Raw genomic sequence first — 21,820 nt, forward strand, 5'->3', positions numbered from 1 at the left:
TCCGATCTGGATTTCATCGTAGCGCCTCGGTCATAAACTCAAACTTTCTTCAATGATCCCTGCACCTTACTTTCGCTCAGTGCGGAGACGGAAGCTAATCAACTCAGCCGCCGCTGTCAATCATTAATTTCAATGTTCTCGCAAAATACTTTTTCAATGATCTCAGTGCTTTGCTTTCGCTCAGCGCGGATTGGGAATCTATGTAAACCCGTTCCGTTTGTCAACCGTTTAATGACCGGTCAGTCAAAAAAAATCTCAGCTGTGCTGCCCCCGTTCAGGGCCGTCATCAGCCGAGGAAGAGGTTCTATGTAAAACAGGGATTGGGGTCAAGGGGTTTTTGAATTATTGTTGATATCTACTTCCCTTTGTGGATTAAGCCTTCATTTGAGCCACTTCATTTGATTCGAATAGCTACCCATAAATTAACGGAACCATCCACCAAATCCAAAATGACAGCAGCACTGAGCAAAGAACGTTCAACACCATACCCAGAGTAAACATGGTTCTTAGGGACATACCGCGCATCTCCCCTACAGCCAGACTGTTACATGGTGTCGCCACTGGGGTCATAAATGCACAAGTTGAAGCGGCTGAAACCAATATCATGAGCGGAAGCGGGTTTATCCCGTAAGATGTTCCCACATGAGCTATGACTGCAAAGAACGCTGTTGAAACTACGGTATTGCTCAAAAACTCGGTCAGCAGGATAACGATCAAGGCTGTCACAAGATACACCCCATAGCTATCACCACTATGCCCCAGATAATCCAGCTCAGCAGTAAACACACCGGCGGCATATTCATCTAAACGGAGCATACGCACTAATACAATCAGCACTCCCAGCAACCCCAGAAACAGGACTCCACGCTTGGGAACTCCTTGCACGAGGTCACGCAACCGCAGCATGCCACTCCTAAAGATATGCCCGCAAAAGAGAACAGAAAAGAAAATCGCTAACAGCGGCTCATACTCCCTAAAGGCAGCAAACAACTCCACGGCAACTGACGCCCCAATCCAGAACAGCAGAAAACAGGCAAAAACGTACAGCCCCTTACGCTGCTTAGGCAGAAGAGGTTTATCCTCGCGCACCTGAAAGGTCTTTACTTCCTTGGCCGGAAGGGAAAAGCGCACCACCAGCCATGCTAACAGCAGCAAAAGAATCACCAGCGGTAACGCCCATTCAAACCAATTAAAGAAGGTTATGCTTTTGCGACCCGGAATAGCGAAGAGATCCAGTGCGCCGATAAGTAGAAGATTTGCAGGACTACCAATAAGCGATCCCATCCCTCCGATATTTGCCCCATATATTATAGATAGAGCTAGAGGTGTGGTCATAGCTTCAAGCTCATCATCAAGCTTGCGGATAACCGGGATCATAGCCAGCACAGTTACGGCATTAGGGATAAACATGGAAAGCAGTGCGGATACGCCCATCAAAGATAGCAGCAGCCAATCCGCACGCCCCCGACTGAAACGCACCGCGCGCGAAGCGATAAATTCCGGCAATCCAGCTGATGCAATAACCCGGTAAAGGATATACCCGGTAACAAAAAGCAGAATCAGGGGCAGCCTATCATATATATAAGTAGCAGAGAATTCCATGCTAGGATCACCTTCTTTGATTAATCACAAATTTCTTGCATGGGCGGCGCATTTCGTCAACATTCCGGGAATGCGTGCAATTTTATGCCATCAAAGCTTGAAATGGACTTGTGACTCTTTTCTCGGCTATTGACGTTTAGCCCTAAAAATAAATACTAACTTTCTTTACTTCGAATCTATTTCCACTCATCAGGATTAATATATATGTCAGAATTTGTTCATCTGCACGTCCACACAGAATACAGTCTGCTGGACGGAGCCATCCGTATCAAGGATTTATGCCAACAGGCCAAAGATTTCGGCATGCCCGCCGTTGCCATCACCGACCACGGCTCCATGTTCGGTGCGGTCACCTTTTACATGACCGCCATGGATATGGGCATCAAGCCCATCATCGGTTGTGAAGTTTACGTTGCTCCCGGTGACATAGATGACGAGGAAGCCCACAAGCGCAAAGATAAAAAAGGTCGTTATCACCTCGTACTGCTGGCAAAAAACCAGCAGGGCTACAAAAATATCATTAGACTCTGTTCCTTGGGTTTCCTTGAAGGCTTCCACTACAAACCACGGGTCAGTAAATACCTGCTCAATAAATACAGCGAAGGGGTTATTGCCCTTTCGGCCTGCCTTGCAGGTGAAGTTCCCCGCGTCCTGATGAATGAAGGAATTGAAGCCGGTGTGGAAATGGCTAAGCAGTACGAGTCCATTTTCCCCGGTAATTTCTACCTTGAGATGCAGGCCAACGGACTCAAAGAACAGGAAGATCTAAACGAACGAATCCTTAAATGTGCCCAACAGACCGGGCTGCCGCTTGTTGCCACCAACGACTGCCATTACCTGACCAAGGAAGACTACGAAGCCCACGATCTATTGCTCTGCATCCAGACCCAGACCACGGTTGATGCTGAAAAACGATTCCGCATGGGCACAGACCAGCTTTATTTCAAGCCGCAGGAAGAGTTCGAAGAATATTTCGCCCATGTGCCGGAAGCAATAACCAACACCCAAAAGATTGCCGAGATGTGCAACCTTGAGATCGAACTGGGTAACTACTACTTCCCGGACTACGAACTCTCCGAAGGCATGACCATCGATACCGAGTTTGTAAAACTCTGCAAAGAAGGTCTGCAAAAACGTATTGAAACTGCCCCATATGAAATTGATGAAAAGACTTACTGGGAGCGTCTCGATTACGAGCTGGACATCATCATTAAGATGGGATTCCCGGCCTACTTTCTCATTGTTCAGGACTTTATCAACTGGGCCAAGGACAACCGTATTCCGGTCGGTCCGGGCCGTGGGTCTGCTGCCGGGTCCATTGTTGCGTGGGCACTGCGCATCACAAACATCGACCCGCTCCCTTACGATCTGCTCTTTGAACGATTTCTCAACGTAGAACGTATCTCCATGCCTGATATCGACGTCGACTTCTGTGAACGACGACGCCTTGAAGTAGTAAAATACTGCTCCGATAAATACGGCTGGGACCGTGTGGCCCAGATCACCACCTATGGAACCATGAAAACCAAGGCGGTAATCAAAGACGTAGGCCGTGCCATGGGCATGCACTTTTCCGAGACCGACCCCATTGCCAAGCTTGTTCCTGATGATCCGGCAGTTATTGCACAGGGCTTAGGGGTCAAGAAGGCTAAGATCACCGTGCCCAACGCGGTGGAGGCCATCCCCGAACTAGGCAACATGGTCGCCACTGATCCCAAAATCGCCAAGCTCATGGACATCGCCACCCGTCTGGAAGGCATGTCCCGCCATGCGTCCACCCACGCAGCCGGGGTTGTTATCTCCGATAAGCCCATGACCGATTACCTACCCCTATATAAAGGTAAAAAGGGTGAAATCGTAACCCAGTACGACATGAAAAAGGTCGAAAAAGTCGGCCTGATCAAGTTTGACTTTCTGGGCCTGCGAACCATGACCGTTATCGAGGATTGCCTCGATATCATCCGCCTTCAGGGCAAGGAAGCCCCGGATCTCGATACCCTGACCCTCGACGATCAGGCCACCTTCGATATTTTCTGTAAGGGAGATACCGACGGGGTATTTCAGGTTGAATCTTCCGGTATGCGTAAATACCTGCGCATGCTCAGGCCGAGCTGCTTTGAAGACATCATCGCGATGCTCGCCCTTTACCGTCCGGGACCGCTGGGTTCCGGTATGGTTGATGAGTTCATTAAACGTAAGCACGGCGAAATCGAGGTTTCATATCTCTGGCCCACCCTCGAACCGAGCCTCGCCCCCACCTACGGGGTCATTGTTTATCAGGAACAGGTTATGGGCGCAGCTATGACCATCGCCAACTACTCTCTTGGTGAAGGTGACCTGCTCCGCCGTGCCATGGGTAAAAAGATCGCCGAAGAAATGGCACAGCACAGGGTCCGTTTCGTTGAAGGGGCCAAAGAAAACGAAATCCCCAAAGAGACAGCAAACGAAATTTTTGACCTTATGGAACAGTTTGCGGCCTATGGTTTTAACAAATCGCACTCCGCAGCCTACGCGCTGATCTCTTATTACACAGCCTATCTCAAGGCCCACTTCCCGGTGGAATTCATGGCAGCACTCATGAGTACTGAAATGAACAACACTGAAAAGATCATCATGTACATCAACGCCTGCCGCGACATGGACGTTACCGTACGCCAGCCGGACATCAACCTCGGTGTTGCCCGCTTTTCAGTGTACGAAGGCGACATCATTTACGGTATGGCCGGGATCAAGAACGTTGGCGAGGAAGCGATTGATGAAATTGTTGCCGAACGTCAGGCCAACGGCCATTTCAAGGATTTCGTGGACTTTGTAACCCGCGTGAACCTGCGCCGCGTTACCAAGCGTGTCATTGAATATCTGGCCCGCGCCGGTGCCTTCGATTCCATGGGTTTGACCCGTTCCGGGCTCATTGCCTCACTGGACAAGGCTGTTTCCTACGGTCAGAAAAAGACCAAGGAAAAAGAATCAGGCATGATCAACATGCTGGATATGCTCGGCGGAGGAAGTGAAACCGAAGAACCAGCCACTGTCAGCTTTGAAGAATTCAATATGGAGGAAATGGAAGACAAGGAGATGCAGCGCCTTGAGAAAGAAGCGCTCGGCTTTTACCTGACCTGCCATCCCCTGCTATCCTATCGTAATGAGATAAATCGCCTCGGTTTGCAAACCATTGAGAACTGCCCGAATATGGCCCACGAAGCACAGGTCAAGATTGGGGCCATCATCACCGGATACAAGGAAATCATCACCAAGAAGAGTGGCAAAAAAATGGCCTTTGCCACTATTGAAGACATGACCGGGTCCGGGGAATTAATCATTTTTCCCAAGACTTATGAAGTGGTGCACCAGTATCTGGATCAGGATATACCGTTGCTGATCAAAGGTAAGGTGGATAACCCACCGCCCGAAGATGGTCAGGAAGAAGCCCCGGCAGAATCCAAGGTCATGGCCGATGAAATTTCACCCCTCGAAAATGCGCAGGCCGGATGTCAGGAAGCTGTTCCGTTATCCGTCCATCATACCCTGTGCACTGACGAAGGAATTACCGAACTCAAGGCAATCCTTGCAGGCTACCCCGGTTCAGCCCCGGTAACTCTGCAAATGTTCCTTGCTGATTCCATCTGCACCCTGCGACTCGGGCACGGTTACAACATCCGGCCCAATGGTGATTTCTGGAAAGAATTCAACCAATGGCGCAAGAACGGAAACGGCAAAGCCCAAATGCAATAAGAGACCTTCGGCGACTCTCCGAGGGCCAGAGAAACTTTTTGGGAAAAGTTTCTCTGGACTCTTCAAAAACTTTTAATAAGGCTTCGCCTCTGACGTAATTAGAATCCACCTTTTTACCCGCACGATTTTCCATAACAACGTTGCGAAGCATAATAAAAGGTTTTGGAATTCTTAAACCCTTTTGCAAAAGGGTTTAAGCCGCCGGAGGCATACCAAACATCAAATTGGAGAACAAATATATGTCTAAAGGAAAATGGAAACTCAAAGTAAAGAAAGACTTCAGTGCCGCGCACCAGCTCCGTAATTACGGCGGAAAATGCGAGAACATGCACGGCCACAACTTCGGCGTTGAAGTTGAAATTGAAGGCGACCGCCTTGATCCAAAAGTTGAAATCCTTATGGACTTCAAAGAGCTGAAAAAAGAACTAAGTGAATTACTGGACACCCTTGATCACAAACATCTGAACAGCACAGAATATTTCGAACACCGCAACCCTTCTTCTGAGAACATCGCCCGCTACATCTATCAGGAGATGAAAAAAAGAGTCGAGAGCGAGCATATAAAAATGGTCTACGCTTCTGTATCTGAAAAAGAATCCTCCGTAGCTTCCTACTCCGAGGAATAAGATGCGCTTGGTCATCCAAAGAACAAGCGGTGGCAAGGTCGAGGTAGACGGAGCCACCGTGGGTGAAATAGGCCCCGGCATCATGGTGCTGGCCGGATTCGGTAAAGATGATACAGAAAAGCTGCCCGAATCAAAGGTTTGGAAAACCATGATCGACAAAATGATCGGGCTACGCATCTTTGAAGATGAAGAGGGTCGTATGAACCGCTCACTTGAAGACATAGACGGCGATGTACTGCTGGTTTCTCAGTTCACCTTATATGCTTCATGCAAAAAAGGGCGTCGTCCTTCGTTTACAGGGGCAGCTGCACCGCAACTTGCCAGCGACCTATTTGACCGGCTTGTTGCAGATGTAAGCAAAAAAGCTCCCGCAAAAGTTGCCACGGGACAGTTCGGGGCCATGATGAATGTTGATTTCGTCAACTGGGGTCCGGTGACCATCATACTGGATTCAGAGGATTTTAACTAAAATTTAAGCTTTTACCTTGACTTCCTTTGCGAAAAAGGGAGGATTAGGTATATTAAATTCATCAATAACGGCAGTCTGAAAGTTGTAACGTTTGAAGCAACTAACTTTTGCGTCAGACAGGAACCATGGAGCATTCATGCATCGCTTTGTGCTGGAATCAGTTCCGAGCCCTGAAGAAAGCAGGGAAATAGCCCGCAAGGCAATTATCATTCTCAAAGATTTTGTTGCAGACGAGAACCTTCTCCACGACATGGATCTTGTTCTTACGGAAGGATGTTCCAATGTAGCCAGGCACGCCTATGATGAAATCAAGGACTGCAACAGATTGGAATTAACAATCGAGATTGACCCTGGTAACCATATTGTTTTTGAAATTGCGGATTGGGGCAAAGGACTCTGCTCCAAATCAATTGATTTCTCCATGCCCTCCCCGGAAGCTGTAGGCGGAAGGGGTATGTTCATAATGTCTGAATTAATGGATGCTTTTGAACTGATCAAAAAGAATGGAAAGAATATCATTAAATTGACCCGCAAGCTAAAGGAAGACCAATGGCGGAAGAAAGAATAAAAGTAAGCGATGGTATCCTTCACCTTAAATGCGGTAAAGAGATTACCATTGAAACCATCTATGAATTCAAAGAGCAGGTTGAGCAGGACTGTGAGTCATCAGAAGTAGAGCTTGTGGTTGCAGACCTTTCCGAAGCCCGTTTCCTTGACAGTTCAGGTATAGGCTTTCTGGTTTCACTGAATTCCCGACTTAAAAGCCACAATAAGAATATGTACCTACTGCGCCCGAGTGAGCAAATCTGCAAGACTCTCGAGCTGGTAAGACTCATCTCCTTTTTCAATATAATTGAAGACGAAATGGAAATTCCTTAAATGCCCCCCAGCACCTACCGGAGCATATGAATGCCCTGCCTGAAACACTACTTTGACCCTGATTTCGACTACACTGACCTGAAGCCGGTAGAAAAAAACGACGGAAGCGTTGACTACTACAATATGGGCTATGTGCAAAGCGTAATTGTCGGACAGGTTCTTGCCCAATGGGAAGAACCAGGAGAAGACGGCAGCTGCGGCCTGGGCCAACGCCATTATCAGGCTAAAAACTTCCCGCGCGGCCCCAATACAAAAATTAACCCTGACAATTCTGACCAACTGATCGCCACCCGCAACGGGTATGTTTTTTACAATGAAGACAGCCTGATCACGGTCAAAGAATTGCTTAATGTTCGCGGAGACGTAAGCCTTTCTACCGGTAACATTTTTTTTGTCGGCGACATTGTCGTACACGGTTCTATTAAATCAGGGTTAGACGTTAAAGCCAACAATATCAATGTAAAAGGTGTAATTGAGCAAGCAAACGTACATGCTGCGGGGTTCCTTAAGTGTGACGGAGGAATAAAGGGCAACAGCAAAGGTATCGTCGAAGCAAAAGAAACCCTACGGACAAGCTTTTGCGAAAATGCGACACTTGTAAGTAGCGGCAATATTATCATTGATAAAAACTGCATGCATACGACAGTATATTGTGAAGGAAAATTCGCCGCAAAGGGACGCTTTGCCGGAGGCAAATGCTACAGCGACCAAATCATATTTATCGGTGAACAATTGGGTGGCGGACTAAGTGCAGCATCGCAGGTGATTGTAGGATACAACCCTGTATTGCTACTTCAGATCGACAAAATTTCTACTCAGATTTCTGTTCTGGAAAACGAAGTCACCAATTTACAGAAAATGATGAGTAACGGAGCCTCAACCACAGCCGCGTTTGCCGGAAAAACCGAAAAATGCGAAATGAAGATTCGCTTTTTGAAAAACAAAAAAAAGCAGCTTTGGGACAAAATACAGCAGACGGAAAATTTAGAAAGTTGTAGAATTATGGTTCAGGGAATTGTAAAATCCGGAGTGGAAATAAGCATTGGGCAAGCCTACATGCAAGTGGATGAACCTCTGGAAAATGTTTTTTTCTATTATGAAAACAATGAGATCAAAGTGGGCTCACCCGCATTAAAGAAATAGAGCAAATATGGATATTGCAACTTTAATAGGAATTGTCGGCGGTTTCGGGCTAATCGTAGCGACCATTTTCATGGGCGGTAACGCAGGCGGGTTTGTTGACCCGCCATCTCTTGTTGTTGTTTTTGGTGGGACATTTGCATCCGCCTTCATCATGTTTCCAATGGGAGTGGTCCTCAAAGCTTTCAAAATTGCACTAAAAGGCTTCTTTGCAAAATCAGAAGACCCGAAAGCCCTCATCGACCAGATCGTTGCCCTGGCTGAAACCGCAAGAAAGGAAAGCCTTGTAGCACTGGAAAAAGTTGCAATTGACGACGAATACCTCAAAAAAGGGGTTATTCTTGTTGCAGACGGCACAGACGGAGATCTGGTCCGATCCATCATGGAAATTGAAATCGACGCCATGAAAAAACGACATTTTCAAGGACAGGGCGTAATGAAAGGTATGGGAGCCATGGCCCCTGCATTCGGGATGATCGGGACCCTTATCGGTCTGGTCCAGATGCTTTCAAACCTTAGTAACCCTGATGCCATCGGCCCAGCAATGGCGGTTGCATTGCTGACAACCCTTTACGGATCTATTCTGGCCAACGTTGTTTTCCTTCCCTTGGCCACCAAACTTTCCGAACGCTCCATTGAAGAAGCCACTTATATGGAAATCATGGTTGAAGGAGTTGTCTCTATCCAGAAAGGTGAACATCCCTCAATAGTAAAGGAAAAACTTCAGGCATTCCTTTCCCCGGGCCTGCGTGACGCAGCGGCATAATTAAAGGGATATGGCATGGCTAAAGTAGTTATTATTAAACCGAAGAATACCGATCCGCCGCCGGAAGAAGGACTTCCGCCGTGGATGGCTACATTCGCGGACATGGTAACACTTCTGCTCTGCTTTTTTGTCCTACTGCTCTCATTTGCGAACAACGATCTTGCAAAATTCAAGGAACTGCTAGGTTCGCTCAAGGATGCTTTCGGTGTAAAAATTGAACGTAAGCAAGATGATCATCTTTCACTGACTCCGTCTGACCTCAAGAGAAAAGAGGTCAAAATGGACAGCAATGACAAACGATTGCTCGGACTGGTCCTGCGTATCAAGGCCCTTCTGGACGAGGAAGATACAACCCGCAAATCATCCGGAGTAAAGGCAGATCAGGACGGGGTGTTGGTCAATACGGACTCGGCCACCCTATTTCAGCCAGGATCAGCAAAATTAAAACCGGATGCCCACAAAGTTCTGGACAGGGTGATCAGCATTCTCAAGGACCACAACTATAACCTTGTGGTGCGCGGGCATACGGATAATTCCGAACAACGTTCCAGGAAATTTCCAACCAACTGGGAGCTTTCATCCGCTCGGGCTGCAAGCGCCCTGCGCTATATTGTGGAAAAAGGAGGCATTGCCCCTAAAAGGCTTAAAGCCGTGGGTTATGCAGATACCCAACCTCTGGTGAAAAACGATAGCCCGGCAAACAAGCAAAAAAACAGAAGGCTTGAATTCTTCTACCATAAACCCGCCCGGGATTCGTGGTAGGAACCAACCTCATGAGCACAGATTATACCGCAGAAGCAATAAGAACAGAATCAGAGCTTGTAGATGTCCGCATCATGGCGGATGGTAGAAAGAAACACATGTGGGGTAAATACGGACTGCGCAGAGAAAAAGACCTCGCCGCACAAGTTGAGGAAGACAAAATCCCCCTGTTAATCGGTTCCGGTATAGGTGTTGCGGCGAAAGAAATACTTAAACAACAAGACCGCACTCTGCTCATCCTTGATTGCGAGACCGAAATTCTCAGCGCCAGCGGGTTGAAAGAAGAACTCCGAACCTACCCCAATCTTGTCTGGATCAACACAAGTTCCCCCCAAAATGCAGCAAAGCACATCTCGGAGCTGGAATCCAATTCAGGAAAAAAAGTCCAGCTGCTGAAGAATCCCTTTTACCTGCGCCTCTCTCCCTTTTATGCCCAGACAGAAAAACTGCTCATTGAACAAGAAGGTAAAGAAGTCGAATTCCCGGTCTGGCCTAAATTTCAGAATGAGAAACCAAGAATCCTGCTCTTAACCAGTCAATACTTCCTCATGGGTGAGATTGTGGCCGCCTGCCAGCGACAGGGAGTGCCTCACATGTTCATAAACATGGATGCCAAGGAAATGGAGTTGGAGCAATTCGTGGCCCGCATTTCCTCAGCCATCGATATCTTCCGCCCCGACTTCGTACTCACGGTCAACCATCTGGGAGTTGATCAGGAAGGAATACTGAACACCCTGCTGCATAAATTTCAATTACCGCTCGCCTCGTGGTTTGTGGATAATCCCATGCTCATCCTGCCTCTTTATCAGACGCAAGCAAATGAAAGCACAACAATCTTCACTTGGGATGCGGATCGCATGGACTCCCTGCGTGAAATGGGATTCAACAATATTTTTCATTTGCCACTAGGCACTGACCAGACCCGCTTCCTGCCCTCAAAGAGGTGTGCTGAAAGCCGCTGGGCACGGGATATTTCTTTTGTAGGCAACTCAATGGTCCACAAAACCGCCAAACGTTTTGAAGCTTCTAAAATTAGCGGTCTACTGGCTGAAAAATGGAAAGAAGTAGCCCATGCATTCGGTCAAGGATCGGAGCACTCGGTCATTAATTTTCTGAAAACGGATTTCCCGGAACTATATCCGGAATACAAAAACCTGATTATTCCGCATCGAAAACTGGCCTTTGAGACTCTGATCATCTGGCAGGCAACGCTTGAATACCGACTCTCCTGCGTGAAAAAAACACTTGAATTCAATCCACTCATTGTCGGGGACGACGGCTGGAAACAATTACTGAAAAGCAATAGCGCATGGGAATACCATCACGAGCTATCATACTATGATGACCTGCCCCGCTTCTACCCCTGCTCAAAAATCAACTTCAACTGCACCAGCCAGCAGATGAAAGGAGCGGTCAACCAGAGAGTCTTTGATGTTCCGGCCTGCAACGGTTTCATCCTGACCGACCACCGCTACCAGATGGAAAAGCTTTTCGAGCCGGGCAAAGAAATTGCGGTATACAATTCGCTTGAGGAAATACCGCAATTGGTTGAAAAATATCTAAACGATGAAGTAGCGCGTAAAAAGATAATTAAAGCCGCGCGCAAAAGAATCTTGGATGAACATACATATGACTGCCGCATCAAAACCCTGATCAAATGTATGCGGCAGGTGCACCAATAAGTTTCTAAAAAAATGGCCCTGATTCATCTGAATCAGGGCCATTGTGTCATCAATCTTCCGACCGGAAGAAATTGTCTAACCTCATGAAAAGCCGGAACCTCCGCAACCTCCAGTCGGAGGAGTGGAAGGAACAGGATCGGAAAAAGAAGCTCCACCACTGAATGACGAGAGCAGCTTTCCGGTATCCGGGCTTTTACATTCTGGACAAACGGGATTATCAGAACTGGAAGGAAAAACCAACTCCTCAAATTCAAGCCCGCATACGTTGCATTTGTATTCATAAATAGGCATCTGCTATTTGCCTCCGCAACCACCGTCTTTATCTTTGGAGCCCCCACGGGGTCCCTTACCTATCTGTCATGGTGCAATTCCCATTTTCGGTATCACCACTTTCACGACGATGAAGACGATTGCGAAAACCGCAACCAGACTAAGTAAATCTGACATCTGAACCTCACAGGTTGTTTATCTACACTTCCTTACCATTTAAATCTTACATTACTTATGTCAATAGCAGATCACAATTAGAATTACATCCACTGATAGTTCAGACTTAAACGATGCCGAGGTTCACATAAAAACGAAAAGTAGTTCCCCCGCCTATTATGCTGGAAACAAAAATTTCTCCCCCCATCATTTCCACTAATTTACGGGAGATAGGTAACCCGAGTCCTGTTCCGCCATACTTGCGGGAAGTCGATGAGTCCGCCTGAGTAAAACTTTTAAAAATATACTTAAACTTGTCTTCAGATATTCCAATGCCTTCATCCTTCACAGCAAATAATATTTTCCCGTCATCAAGATACAGCGAGACCGCAATAGTTCCTTCACTAGTGAATTTAACGGCATTACTGATCAAATTGTTCAATACCTGCCGGATTCTGGTAGCATCACCGATCACCTTCTTCGGTATATCTTTATCAATATGGCAAACAACTTTTAGACCTTTGCGCGCGGCATCCACAGCAAAAACACTGGCCACCCTCTCCACAATTTCATGCAGCAGGAATTCATGATTCTCAATTTCCAAATGTCCAGCTTCAATCTTAGATATTTCAAGGACGTCGTTAATTACCTCAAGAAGGTTTTCCCCGGCAGTTCCGGCTATATTCAAAAAATCCTGTTGTTCGTTATCGACGTTGGTCTCTTTAAGCAGCTCCACCATTCCAAGAATGGAATGCATGGGTGTACGAATTTCATGACTCATATTTGCTAAGAATTCAGTCTTGACCCGGCTGGCAGTTTCTGCCTTTGTTTTTTGCTCCTGCAACAGGATCAGAATTTCATTTATAGAGTCGGAAAGATCATTAAGTTCGTCATTCCCGCTTAGCTGCACAGTTCTCTTCTCCGGCCCAGTAAAATATTCACCGCGCAACTGCCCCTGCAACATCTTCACCCGTGAGACAAAATATCTATTGAGCACAAAGGTAGCAGCAATGCCAAGCAACAAAAGTGAACCGCACATGAAATAAATAAAAATTGTAAACTGAGAACTTCCTATTTTGTAGGCATCCCGCTCCATAGCCAGCCCCAGCAGGACCAGAGGTTTACCGAAAACACCCCGCAAAACCATAAATCCTTTCAGTTTGGATTCTACGCTTTCCTGAGAAACAAAAAAAACCTCTTTTTCAGGAACATCTTTCAATTCCTGAAAAGACAAATCCATCTGTAAGGCCTTACCCAACTTGACTAGCTGACGGTCACCGAAATAACGGCCCATGACCATAGTGCCTACAGGAGTTTTTTTTATATTGCTGTCGAAGATTTTCTGGACGCTGATCTGCATCAGCCTGTGATTAATTCTTGCCAGACCGGTCAAACCATCGTTTCCAGCTTTGCGGACAATATTGTTTCCCTGACATTCACCGGTAACAAAGCAAAGCTCTGCGGATTCCATTCCCTTGACAGAATGTGAGATAATAAGTTTATCTTCTTCGTCAAAAAACATGACTATATCCAAATCAAGGTTGGTCAGTATTTCAGCGGTTAGATTTGAACGAACATACTGTTCATTAAAATCTTGGACAAAATAATATGTATCATCCCACCAGCTCCAATCCCGGCAAAGACTCTGTAATCCTCGGGAGCTTTCCTGAACAGCAAAATCAGCCCGGCTTAGATTTTCTTCCATCAGCACTTTTTCTACTTTGGAAATAGACCTACTGCTGAGTTCATAGACCAGCAGACTGCTGCCCACAAAGACCAACAGACAAATGAAAAAAACAATTAAATAGCTTTTACCCTTCAAACCAATTCTCATGTACATCCTCAAAGCAAATGGTAGATTTTGTTTTATCCTACCCCGTTATATAAAAAAAAGAAACCGGATCGAAATCCGGTTTCTCAAAAAAAATCATTTTTTTATAAAAGACAAAAGTTCTAAATAACAGTCCAGACCGCTCCCTGCGGGGTATCCTTAACCTCGACACCGAGTTCAATCAGTTCATCCCTGATTTCATCGGAACGGGCAAAATCCTTGTCTTTACGCGCTTCCTTACGGGCAGCCATCAATTCTTCAACCTTTGCGACCTCAATTCCCTTACGCTCAAGCATGCAGAGCTTAAGTTCTTCAAGGAATTCCTTCGGATCGCGGGAGAAGATACCGAGCACTTCACCCCATTTTTTCATATCTTCAAGGATGCGGGTCCATGCGTCGCGTCCGCCTTCTGACTTACGCCATGCTTTTTCCTCGCCAATGCGTCCGGCCAGACGGATCAGGGTGAACATGTGCCCCATTGCTCCGGCGGTGTTCATGTCATCTTCCATGGCCTCGGCCCAGCCCTTTTCCGCATCTGCAATCTCAGCCAGAACTTCTTCAGGCAATGCAGCCTTGGACCATTTGGCTTTCTGCAAAGCTTCCCCGGTCTGCTCCAACGCGGAATACACGCGGCGGATGCCTTTTTCAGCTTCTTCCAAAGCTTCAAAGGAAAAATCAAGGGGACTGCGGTAATGCATGGTCAACAGAAAATAGCGCAGAGTTTCGGGCATGAATTTATCGAGAATATCCCGGATGGTGAAAAAGTTACCAAGAGACTTGGACATTTTCTCGGAATTGATCTGCACAAAACCGTTGTGAACCCAAAAACGAGCCATTTCCTTGCCTGTGGCCGCTTCACTCTGGGCAATTTCGTTTTCATGATGCGGAAAACTGAGGTCCTGTCCACCGCCATGAATATCAAAGGGAAGCTCGAAATATTTTTCACTCATGGCCGAACACTCAAGATGCCAGCCGGGACGGCCTTCGCCCCATGGGCTTTCCCAGGAAGGTTCGCCGGGCTTGGCTCCTTTCCAGAGAGCAAAATCAAGGGGATCTTGTTTTTCCTCACCGGGCTTAATACGCGCACCGGATTGTAAGTCTTCGATGTTCCTGCCGGAAAGCTTTCCGTAATCATCAAAAGAACGAACCTTGAAATAAACATCACCGGAAGGGGTAGCGTAGGCGTGATCCTTTTTGATCAGGGTCTCAGTCAACTCAATCATTTCCGGAATATGCTCTGTACATTTGGGCTCAATATCCGCACGCAGAATGTTCAGCTTATCCATATCCACGTAGAATTCGCCTATAAATTTTTCGGCAAGTTCAATGGCGCTAACCCCGGTCTCATTGGCCCGGTTGATGATCTTGTCATCAATATCGGTAAAGTTACGCACGAAAGTAACATCGTAACCTTTGAAACGCAGGTAACGGACCAGAATATCGAAAACAACGGAAGAGCGGGCATGCCCGATATGGCAGAGGTCGTAAGCAGTAATTCCGCAGGCATAAAGATTAACTTTGTTGCCGTTCAGAGGTTCGAACTCTTCCTTCTTCCGTTTGAGTGTATTGTAAAGGCGCATAGCCACTCCTTATTTTCTTGAATAAAAATTTGCCTCGACCGTAATGCCATAAAGGTCAAGCAGTTCATCAAAGCTGCGTCCCATGAACATATAAAGTAGGGGCACAGGTTCCGCAGGCTCAACCCTGACGACCAGTCTTCCGGGTTTTTCTAAAAATTTAATAAGCTCAGCATAGAAATTTTCAGCATATCCATTACCAAGACTTCTGGCCTCCTGCATTTCCAGTTGCAGGGACTCAAGCAGTTTTTCCCGGTAAACTTCCGGTCTGACTCCTTCGCTCGCAGCAGACAAAGCCACCACTTTTTCCGTAAAGGACAAATCCTGCCAGACAAGTGAACCGTCAAGCATGCTGGTTCCGATAAAACCACTTATTCCGGGACCTTGCAGGCTGACATCGCCGAGACTGAATCCCGCACTGACCCTGCAGAGGTCCGCACCGTCAAAATTTATAGACTTTACTGACAACCGCTTGGTTTCGTCTTCATAGCTGTAGTCGGCAAATAGGTCAAAATCCAGTTTTTCATAACCCATTTTCCGGAAATCACGGGCCAAAGTTCCCAGATTAACAAACTCAACCGGGACGGACACACCTTGAATCCTTCCCCGAAAATAACGAGGTAGGCTGTGTTCATGATCAAGCGATTCCACTTCCAGCTTCCGGACCGTGCACCCGGCTCCGGTAGCAAAACGGAAATCCATATTCCAGACATGCAGGGACTTATCAAAAGGATTGATCAAAGCCCGTTCAAAATCCACCCGGACCAGATCAGCGTGACGGGCAGCGGCCTCACGAACCTTGGCAGCGGAGATCTCTTCCAGTTTGAAATATCCCCCGGCAGCAACTGCAATAAGCAGAGCCAGCGTCAGAGTTAATTTCAAAAAGAATTTCCCGCTCATGTTCAGCCCTTAAATCTGTTTTAGTCCAGTGACCGCAGCAACGGCCTTGATGCCTTTTTTCTCACCGGTGAAGCCGAGCTTCTCTTCGGTGGTGGCCTTCACATTGACCTGCGCTTTATCCAGCCCCATGACCGAAGCTATATTCTTGCGGATAAGCTCCCGGTGCGGTGAAAGCTTGGGAATCTGGCTGATTACAGTCAAATCAACGTGGACGATCTCCACCCCGGCTTCCTCAGACTTGACCAGAACTTCTTTTAGAATAATCCCGCTGGACATGTTTTCGCACTCAGCAGAAGTATCCGGAAAATGATGACCGATGTCACCGCCACCGAATAATCCCAAAATAGCATCGGACAAAGCATGAAGCAGCACATCGCCGTCAGAATGGGCAATGACTTGCGGTCCACCGGCAATAGGCACGCCGCCCAGCACCATGGGCCGCCCTTCACCGAATTTATGAACATCGTAGCCCCAGCCCACACAGGGAATGGTCCGCTTATCACCTTCGATCTTCTTTAAATCTTCGGGGTTGGTCATCTTGATGTTACCCTCTTCTCCCTCACAAATATGAACATTTTTTCCGGCCATTTCCACCATGGAAGCATCATCGGTCACATCCCAGCTTTCATCGTCCGCCTGCTTATGAGCGGCGTAAAGGGTCGGCAACGCAAAGCCCTGCGGGGTCTGCACTGCTTTCAAACGGGAGCGGACTAACGTTTTCTCAACAATTCCGTCTTCCACTTCCTTGATGGTATCAGTTACATCCACTGCGGGAATGACCGCCTCATCACCGGAACGCAAACGATCGATAATTCCACTGACCATTTTCACCGAGGCAAAAGGACGCGCGGAATCATGAACCAGCACATGGGTACACCCTGAAGGCAGTTCATTCAAGCCGTTGAATACGGAATCCTGCCTGCGCTTACCCCCGGCTGTCACCTTAAAACGCATGCCAAGGGAGTCAGCACCGTCCAGCTTAGCCACAACTTCTCGCATCTCCTCTACCTGATCGGGGGGAAACACAAAGATTATACCGGAAACAGCGGGAGTATTGGAAAATGTAATTGCGGAATGCCAAAAGAGCGGAAGGCCCTTCCATTCAAGAAATTGTTTTTTGACCCCGCCTACGGCCTCTGCCAGACGGGTGCCGCTGCCTGCTGCCAGCAGTACGGCCCATGTTTCACCGGAGTTACTCATACTTTTTAAATCCTTTTAGATGCGCTACGCGCTTTTGATCGAAAGAGTTTGCCGCCGGCGGCTTAAACCCTTTGAAAAGGGTTTGTTCCACTGTCGTTATCCCTAAGACTCGCGGAGGACCACTCGCCTAAGGGCTAATGCAAGAATCCCAAACTTTTTTAGTAGGGCTTCGCCTGCATGATTGGCAAATCGTCAAATCATACGAAAAATATAAAAAAAAAGGGGCAGCCCTAAGGCTGCCCCTTTTTAATCTATACAATAAAAGAGGAGTCGGACTATAAGCCGGGTCTTGTATCCGCCGAAACGGATGATCATCATTCCTCTAGGATGCATGTTACCATACACCTCAAGCAACCTACCCGAAAGCTCGGCCGGGCCGGCCTCAAACACTTCCCTATTTGGTCTTGCTCCGGACGGGGTTTACCTGGCCGGACATGTCACCATGCCCGCCGGTGGGCTCTTACCCCACCGTTTCACCCTTACCCCGATGAATAATCACCGGGGCGGTCTGTTTTCTGTGGCACTTTCCCGGAATCACTTCCGCTGGGAGTTACCCAGCGCCCTGCCCTTTGGAGCCCGGACTTTCCTCCCCGGCATAAATGCCGCGGCGATGATCCGTCCAACTCCTAAGATATCTAACTCTTTTTATAAAAAAGAGTTAAGCCCCCGGCGATGAACCGAAGACAATTAAAACTATTTTTCGTCTTTACGGAGAGCTTTAGGCTTTGCAGCTTCAGGAATATGCTCAATCCAGTAAATGAGACGCTGGCAGTTGGGGCAGCTGAGAATCTGCTTGCCTTCCTGCAAAACATTGTATTCCTGCGGAGGAATCATGATGTTACAGCCAGCGCAGACAGCCTCTTCCACAGGTACGATAACCGGATGGGAAAGACGGGAACGGATAAACTCATAACGACCAAGAATAGGCTTGGGCACAACATCGCCAGCCTTGTTGCGGCGCTTGGTGAGTTTATTCAGTTTACTATTAGCTGCAGCCAGTTTTTCCTTGAGACCGGTACGCTTTTCTTCCAGCTCTTCGTCCAGTTCCTTGATTTTGCCGTCAATGTCAGCCTTAAGTTCGGTCTGACGGGCGGTTTCTTCAAGGACGGTAACCTTCTCTTCCTCGCGAAGCCTGTTCAACTTTTCAAGGTTGTCCATCTCGCGCATCATGGCGTGATATTCCTTGGTAGTACCAACCAGCATCAGCTTGCTTTTGCTCTTCTTAACCTTAACGGAATCTTCTTCGATTTCGGTATCGAGCTTTTTCTTCTGCTCCATGAGCAGGTCAAGCTTTTCGGTCAGCTGTAACTTGCGTTTTTCAAGGGATTCCTTGCGGGATTCAAGGGCAGCCACATCTTTGGGTGCCTGATCGATTTCCGCTTCAAGAAGGAGGATATCGTCATCAACCTTCTGTAAAACAACAAGCTGTTCTATCTGTTTTTCATACATTATGGGGTCCCCTTTTGCGGACGGCCTTTATAAAGGCCTCCGCCACATCGATGTTCGGAAACTTAACAATACAGTCCCGTAAGGCCTCTACGGTCCTGTGAATTCTCTTTTGTCATGACAGCCCGCTATTTCAGGGCCTGCGGACGCCTTCCCCTTGCACATGGTAGGCAAAAGGATTGCGTCCGCCGAAAAATTTAACTTCCACTTCTTTTCCGATATCTTCTCCGAGAAGAACGGAAAAACGGCGCATCATTTCTTCTTCCAGAGAAAAATGCCCCACATCAAGTACCGCGCCCACACTTTCCTGCGCAGGATGGTACTTAACATCCCCGGTAATGAATACATCCGCTCCAAGACCAAAAGCCTTATCCATGAACGAAGACCCTGAGCCGGGACACATGGCTACACAACCCACCTTTTCAGGTTCCGGACCGCACAGGGCCACTACCCCGCACCCGGCAAGCTGCGAAACACGCTCAACAAAATCCGCGAAAACAACCGGAGAGGAATACTCGCCGATACATCCGTATCCAAGTATATCACCGGCCTCGTTTTCCGCAACCTGATCAAGCACCCGCAGATTCTCAAGCTCAAGCTCACGCCCAAGCCACGAGACAGCTCCCTTGAATTGCACATCCAACGAGGTGTGCGAAGCAAAAAGAGTCGCCTCTGCGCAAAAGACCTGCTTCATTACATCATGAAACCAGTCCAGCTTTGCAGGCAGCTTTGCTTCAATAGCCAACGGATGATGGGTCAGAATAAACTGCGCCCCCCATTCAAGGGCTGAGGAAACAACCTGCGGCAACGGATCAAGGGCCACGGCAATCTTTGCCACATCTCTTTCCGGTCCCGCTATCTGAACACCGCAATTATCCCAAGGGGCAGCAAACCCCGAAGGAACAAGTGACTCGATCCTGCTGATAACTTCTGCTGTCTTCATAACGGTCACCATATACCCACTTACGCGGTCGCTCAATGCCGCACAGGGAAGATGTTCAATTATTTCCGCTCGTAATCAACTTCAACACATCAAAATACAATAAAATAATATGCTCCCGCAAGGGCTGTCCCCCGGGAGCACAACTGCTTTCTTAGGTTAGAAAGCGTAAAGATTCTGGATTATTTTTTGATATGCATCCATATGATATTAGTGGTGGGCCAACCAGGATTCGAACCTGGGACCATCCGGTTATGAGCCGGGGGCTCTGCCAACTGAGCTATTGGCCCGTTTCGCTAAGCGAGTCGAGCTTAATAGCCCAACAATTATCACCTTGTCAACACTTAAACAAAAATCAATTCCTCAAACAGGAGAATAACAACTAGCATAAAAACAAAACATTTAAAACCGATGCATTGCGAGTCAATGATCTTATTCTATCTCATTCTCACGAATATAGCGTATAACTGAAGTTGTTGAATACCCCGGTAACAGCGGCAAAGAAAGCACCTTTCCGCCACTTCCCTCAACAATATCACGTCCCACAATATTATCCACGGACCAGTCCCCACCCTTGATCAGCACATCGGGCTGCACTTTGTTGATCAGATTGTATGGTGTGTCCTCGTCAAAAAAGATCACATAATCAATGCAGGCCAGCCCGGCGAGGACAAAAGCACGCTGCTGCTGTCCGGTCACAGGTCTTTTTTCGCCTTTAATGGAGCGCACGGATTTATCGCTGTTCAGGCCGAGAATAAGCAGATCTCCCTGCTCACGGGCACGGGAGAGCAGATCCACATGTCCGGCATGCAGAATATCAAAGCAACCGTTGGTGAAAACAATTTTACGGTCAGCAGAAAAATCAGCCCTGATCTTTGCAAATTCATCAGCAGAGAGTATCTTGGGGCTGTTCAGTTCTATATTTAATTGTTCGGACAATGTATTATCTCCGGGAAATTATTTGATGCGCTTCGCGCTTTTTGATCAAAAGATTTTGCCTCCGGCGGCTTAAGACCTTTTTGAAAAAAGGTCTTAAGCATCCCAAAAACTTTTAATAAGGCTTCGCCGTGTTGCATGACAAACCGTCATAGACTTTAATAATCAGCAATCATAACTTGGCAAGGAGCAATCAGCTTGATCAACAACAAAATTACAATCCTGATCCTTGCCGCCCTGCCGTTCTATCTAAACGACTTCAACAATATTTTCATTAAACATGAACTGCTCTGGCTGGCAATTGACTATGGGGCGAAAATTATCCCACTGGGATTCCTGTTCTGTCTGCTGAAAAAAGAAACACTGAGCCGTGCGGACCTCGGCCTTGTGCCTTTACCCTTCAGACAGCTAATCTTCTGGACCATGGGCATAACAATTCTCGGCCTATGCCTTGATGAACCGGGCTTTGCACTCTGGTCCAAGTTGCTGCCGCCCCTGCGGCTGGGGTCTATCCCTATCAGCCCGGAATCACCGCTCTACACGCTGGACATGACTCTTGGCCTTGCGCTGGTCGCCATATCCGAAGAAGTACTCTTTCGCGGGTTTGCTTTCAGTGCCCTCAAAGAACGGAATTATTCCATCCACAAAATTTTCCTGATCTCAGCCCTGATCTTCGGCTTGATCCACTGGTCACAGGGGCCGGTCGCCATAATCGCAACCGCTATAACAGGATCAGGGCTCATGATCTGCATGTATTGCACAGGATCAATCTACCCGACCATCATCGCGCATTATGTGATTAATTATTTATCTTTTTCAGGAAAGGCTGTGGAATTTTGGGGGCTGTAAGATAAAAGCCCGCAATATTTTATAGTATTACGGGCTAATCTAGCACTATTTATCTAG

The 21,820-nt window shown here is 47.4% G+C and carries 19 protein-coding genes, 1 tRNA gene and 1 other RNA gene; 10 read left to right on the plus strand and 11 right to left on the minus strand.

Going from position 1 to position 21,820, the window contains the following annotated elements; translation table 11 throughout:
* Nucleotides 1-411 precede the first annotated feature (411 nt).
* A complete protein-coding gene (locus D0S45_13860) occupies nt 412-1,602 on the minus strand; it encodes a sodium/sulfate symporter (protein TIH13699.1) in 1,191 nt (396 codons plus the stop codon).
* Between the two features lie 204 nt (nt 1,603-1,806).
* On the opposite strand from D0S45_13860, the gene D0S45_13865 reads away from it, so the two are divergent.
* From D0S45_13865 to D0S45_13905, 9 genes are all read left to right on the plus strand, one after another.
* On the plus strand, nt 1,807-5,334 hold the full coding sequence (locus D0S45_13865) for a DNA polymerase III subunit alpha (protein TIH13700.1): 3,528 nt from the start codon (nt 1,807-1,809) through the stop codon (nt 5,332-5,334).
* A 239-nt stretch (nt 5,335-5,573) separates the two neighbouring features.
* Nucleotides 5,574-5,960 (plus strand): 6-carboxytetrahydropterin synthase QueD, encoded by a 387-nt coding sequence (gene queD, locus D0S45_13870; protein TIH13701.1) that lies wholly within the window; start codon nt 5,574-5,576, stop codon nt 5,958-5,960.
* A gap of 1 nt (nt 5,961) precedes the next feature.
* Complete coding sequence (locus D0S45_13875; protein TIH13702.1) at nt 5,962-6,429, plus strand: D-tyrosyl-tRNA(Tyr) deacylase; 468 nt, start codon at nt 5,962-5,964, stop codon at nt 6,427-6,429.
* A 136-nt stretch (nt 6,430-6,565) separates the two neighbouring features.
* Nucleotides 6,566-6,997, plus strand: a complete 432-nt coding sequence (locus tag D0S45_13880) for an ATP-binding protein (GenBank protein TIH13703.1) — start codon at nt 6,566-6,568, stop codon at nt 6,995-6,997.
* On the plus strand, nt 6,979-7,308 hold the full coding sequence (locus tag D0S45_13885) for an anti-sigma factor antagonist (GenBank protein ID TIH13704.1): 330 nt from the start codon (nt 6,979-6,981) through the stop codon (nt 7,306-7,308). The genes D0S45_13880 and D0S45_13885 overlap by 19 nt, the downstream gene beginning before the upstream one ends.
* A gap of 30 nt (nt 7,309-7,338) precedes the next feature.
* Nucleotides 7,339-8,451 (plus strand): DUF342 domain-containing protein, encoded by a 1,113-nt coding sequence (locus tag D0S45_13890; protein TIH13705.1) that lies wholly within the window; start codon nt 7,339-7,341, stop codon nt 8,449-8,451.
* A gap of 7 nt (nt 8,452-8,458) precedes the next feature.
* Nucleotides 8,459-9,214, plus strand: coding sequence for a motility protein A (locus tag D0S45_13895; GenBank protein ID TIH13706.1), 756 nt, complete (start codon nt 8,459-8,461; stop codon nt 9,212-9,214).
* Between the two features lie 15 nt (nt 9,215-9,229).
* Entirely contained in the window at nt 9,230-9,976 is a 747-nt protein-coding gene (locus D0S45_13900) for a flagellar motor protein MotB (protein TIH13707.1), read from the plus strand.
* Between the two features lie 11 nt (nt 9,977-9,987).
* Nucleotides 9,988-11,658, plus strand: a complete 1,671-nt coding sequence (locus D0S45_13905; GenBank protein TIH13708.1) for a hypothetical protein — start codon at nt 9,988-9,990, stop codon at nt 11,656-11,658.
* 81 nt (nt 11,659-11,739) lie between these two features.
* Here the strand turns inward: D0S45_13905 and D0S45_13910 are convergent, their stop codons facing one another.
* From D0S45_13910 to rfaE2, 10 genes are all read right to left on the minus strand, one after another.
* A complete protein-coding gene (locus D0S45_13910) occupies nt 11,740-11,949 on the minus strand; it encodes a zinc ribbon domain-containing protein (protein ID TIH13709.1) in 210 nt (69 codons plus the stop codon).
* A 262-nt stretch (nt 11,950-12,211) separates the two neighbouring features.
* Nucleotides 12,212-13,918: a histidine kinase gene (locus D0S45_13915; protein ID TIH13710.1), complete on the minus strand. Its 1,707-nt coding sequence runs from the start codon at nt 13,916-13,918 to the stop codon at nt 12,212-12,214.
* Nucleotides 13,919-14,037: 119 nt separating this feature from the next.
* The gene (locus tag D0S45_13920; GenBank protein TIH13711.1) at nt 14,038-15,495 is read right to left on the minus strand and encodes a cysteine--tRNA ligase; all 1,458 of its coding nucleotides are present in this window, start codon (nt 15,493-15,495) and stop codon (nt 14,038-14,040) included.
* A gap of 9 nt (nt 15,496-15,504) precedes the next feature.
* Nucleotides 15,505-16,392: a hypothetical protein gene (locus D0S45_13925; GenBank protein ID TIH13712.1), complete on the minus strand. Its 888-nt coding sequence runs from the start codon at nt 16,390-16,392 to the stop codon at nt 15,505-15,507.
* Nucleotides 16,393-16,401: 9 nt separating this feature from the next.
* On the minus strand, nt 16,402-17,592 hold the full coding sequence (ispD, locus tag D0S45_13930) for a 2-C-methyl-D-erythritol 4-phosphate cytidylyltransferase (protein TIH13713.1): 1,191 nt from the start codon (nt 17,590-17,592) through the stop codon (nt 16,402-16,404).
* Between the two features lie 262 nt (nt 17,593-17,854).
* Nucleotides 17,855-18,219: RNase P RNA component class A (gene rnpB / locus D0S45_13935), an RNA gene on the minus strand.
* Nucleotides 18,220-18,285: 66 nt separating this feature from the next.
* Nucleotides 18,286-19,041, minus strand: a complete 756-nt coding sequence (locus D0S45_13940; protein ID TIH13714.1) for a hypothetical protein — start codon at nt 19,039-19,041, stop codon at nt 18,286-18,288.
* Nucleotides 19,042-19,171: 130 nt separating this feature from the next.
* Complete coding sequence (locus D0S45_13945) at nt 19,172-19,981, minus strand: Nif3-like dinuclear metal center hexameric protein (protein ID TIH13715.1); 810 nt, start codon at nt 19,979-19,981, stop codon at nt 19,172-19,174.
* Between the two features lie 211 nt (nt 19,982-20,192).
* Nucleotides 20,193-20,268: transfer RNA gene (locus D0S45_13950), tRNA-Met, on the minus strand.
* A gap of 142 nt (nt 20,269-20,410) precedes the next feature.
* A complete protein-coding gene (gene rfaE2 / locus D0S45_13955; GenBank protein TIH13716.1) occupies nt 20,411-20,917 on the minus strand; it encodes a D-glycero-beta-D-manno-heptose 1-phosphate adenylyltransferase in 507 nt (168 codons plus the stop codon).
* A gap of 195 nt (nt 20,918-21,112) precedes the next feature.
* Between rfaE2 and D0S45_13960 the strand changes: the two genes are divergently transcribed.
* Nucleotides 21,113-21,763, plus strand: coding sequence for a CPBP family intramembrane metalloprotease (locus D0S45_13960; protein ID TIH13717.1), 651 nt, complete (start codon nt 21,113-21,115; stop codon nt 21,761-21,763).
* The last annotated feature ends 57 nt before the right edge of the window (nt 21,764-21,820 follow it).

This window comes from Marinifilum sp. JC120 (assembly GCA_004923195.1).
Taxonomy (GTDB): Bacteria; Desulfobacterota; Desulfovibrionia; order Desulfovibrionales; family Desulfovibrionaceae; genus Maridesulfovibrio.

Excerpts from the sequence above, each read along its gene's own strand:
- D0S45_13890 (TIH13705.1), top strand. The coding sequence starts at position 7,339 with ATGCCCTGCCTGAAACACTACTTTGACCCTGATTTCGACTACACTGAC.
- D0S45_13860 (TIH13699.1), bottom strand. The coding sequence starts at position 1,602 with ATGGAATTCTCTGCTACTTATATATATGATAGGCTGCCCCTGATTCTG.
- queD (TIH13701.1), top strand. The coding sequence starts at position 5,574 with ATGTCTAAAGGAAAATGGAAACTCAAAGTAAAGAAAGACTTCAGTGCC.
- D0S45_13900 (TIH13707.1), top strand. The coding sequence starts at position 9,230 with ATGGCTAAAGTAGTTATTATTAAACCGAAGAATACCGATCCGCCGCCG.
- D0S45_13915 (TIH13710.1), bottom strand. The coding sequence starts at position 13,918 with ATGAGAATTGGTTTGAAGGGTAAAAGCTATTTAATTGTTTTTTTCATT.
- D0S45_13945 (TIH13715.1), bottom strand. The coding sequence starts at position 19,981 with ATGAAGACAGCAGAAGTTATCAGCAGGATCGAGTCACTTGTTCCTTCG.
- D0S45_13880 (TIH13703.1), top strand. The coding sequence starts at position 6,566 with ATGCATCGCTTTGTGCTGGAATCAGTTCCGAGCCCTGAAGAAAGCAGG.
- D0S45_13885 (TIH13704.1), top strand. The coding sequence starts at position 6,979 with ATGGCGGAAGAAAGAATAAAAGTAAGCGATGGTATCCTTCACCTTAAA.
- D0S45_13940 (TIH13714.1), bottom strand. The coding sequence starts at position 19,041 with ATGTATGAAAAACAGATAGAACAGCTTGTTGTTTTACAGAAGGTTGAT.
- ispD (TIH13713.1), bottom strand. The coding sequence starts at position 17,592 with ATGAGTAACTCCGGTGAAACATGGGCCGTACTGCTGGCAGCAGGCAGC.
- D0S45_13925 (TIH13712.1), bottom strand. The coding sequence starts at position 16,392 with ATGAGCGGGAAATTCTTTTTGAAATTAACTCTGACGCTGGCTCTGCTT.
- D0S45_13920 (TIH13711.1), bottom strand. The coding sequence starts at position 15,495 with ATGCGCCTTTACAATACACTCAAACGGAAGAAGGAAGAGTTCGAACCT.
- D0S45_13905 (TIH13708.1), top strand. The coding sequence starts at position 9,988 with ATGAGCACAGATTATACCGCAGAAGCAATAAGAACAGAATCAGAGCTT.
- D0S45_13910 (TIH13709.1), bottom strand. The coding sequence starts at position 11,949 with ATGCCTATTTATGAATACAAATGCAACGTATGCGGGCTTGAATTTGAG.
- D0S45_13895 (TIH13706.1), top strand. The coding sequence starts at position 8,459 with ATGGATATTGCAACTTTAATAGGAATTGTCGGCGGTTTCGGGCTAATC.
- D0S45_13875 (TIH13702.1), top strand. The coding sequence starts at position 5,962 with ATGCGCTTGGTCATCCAAAGAACAAGCGGTGGCAAGGTCGAGGTAGAC.
- D0S45_13865 (TIH13700.1), top strand. The coding sequence starts at position 1,807 with ATGTCAGAATTTGTTCATCTGCACGTCCACACAGAATACAGTCTGCTG.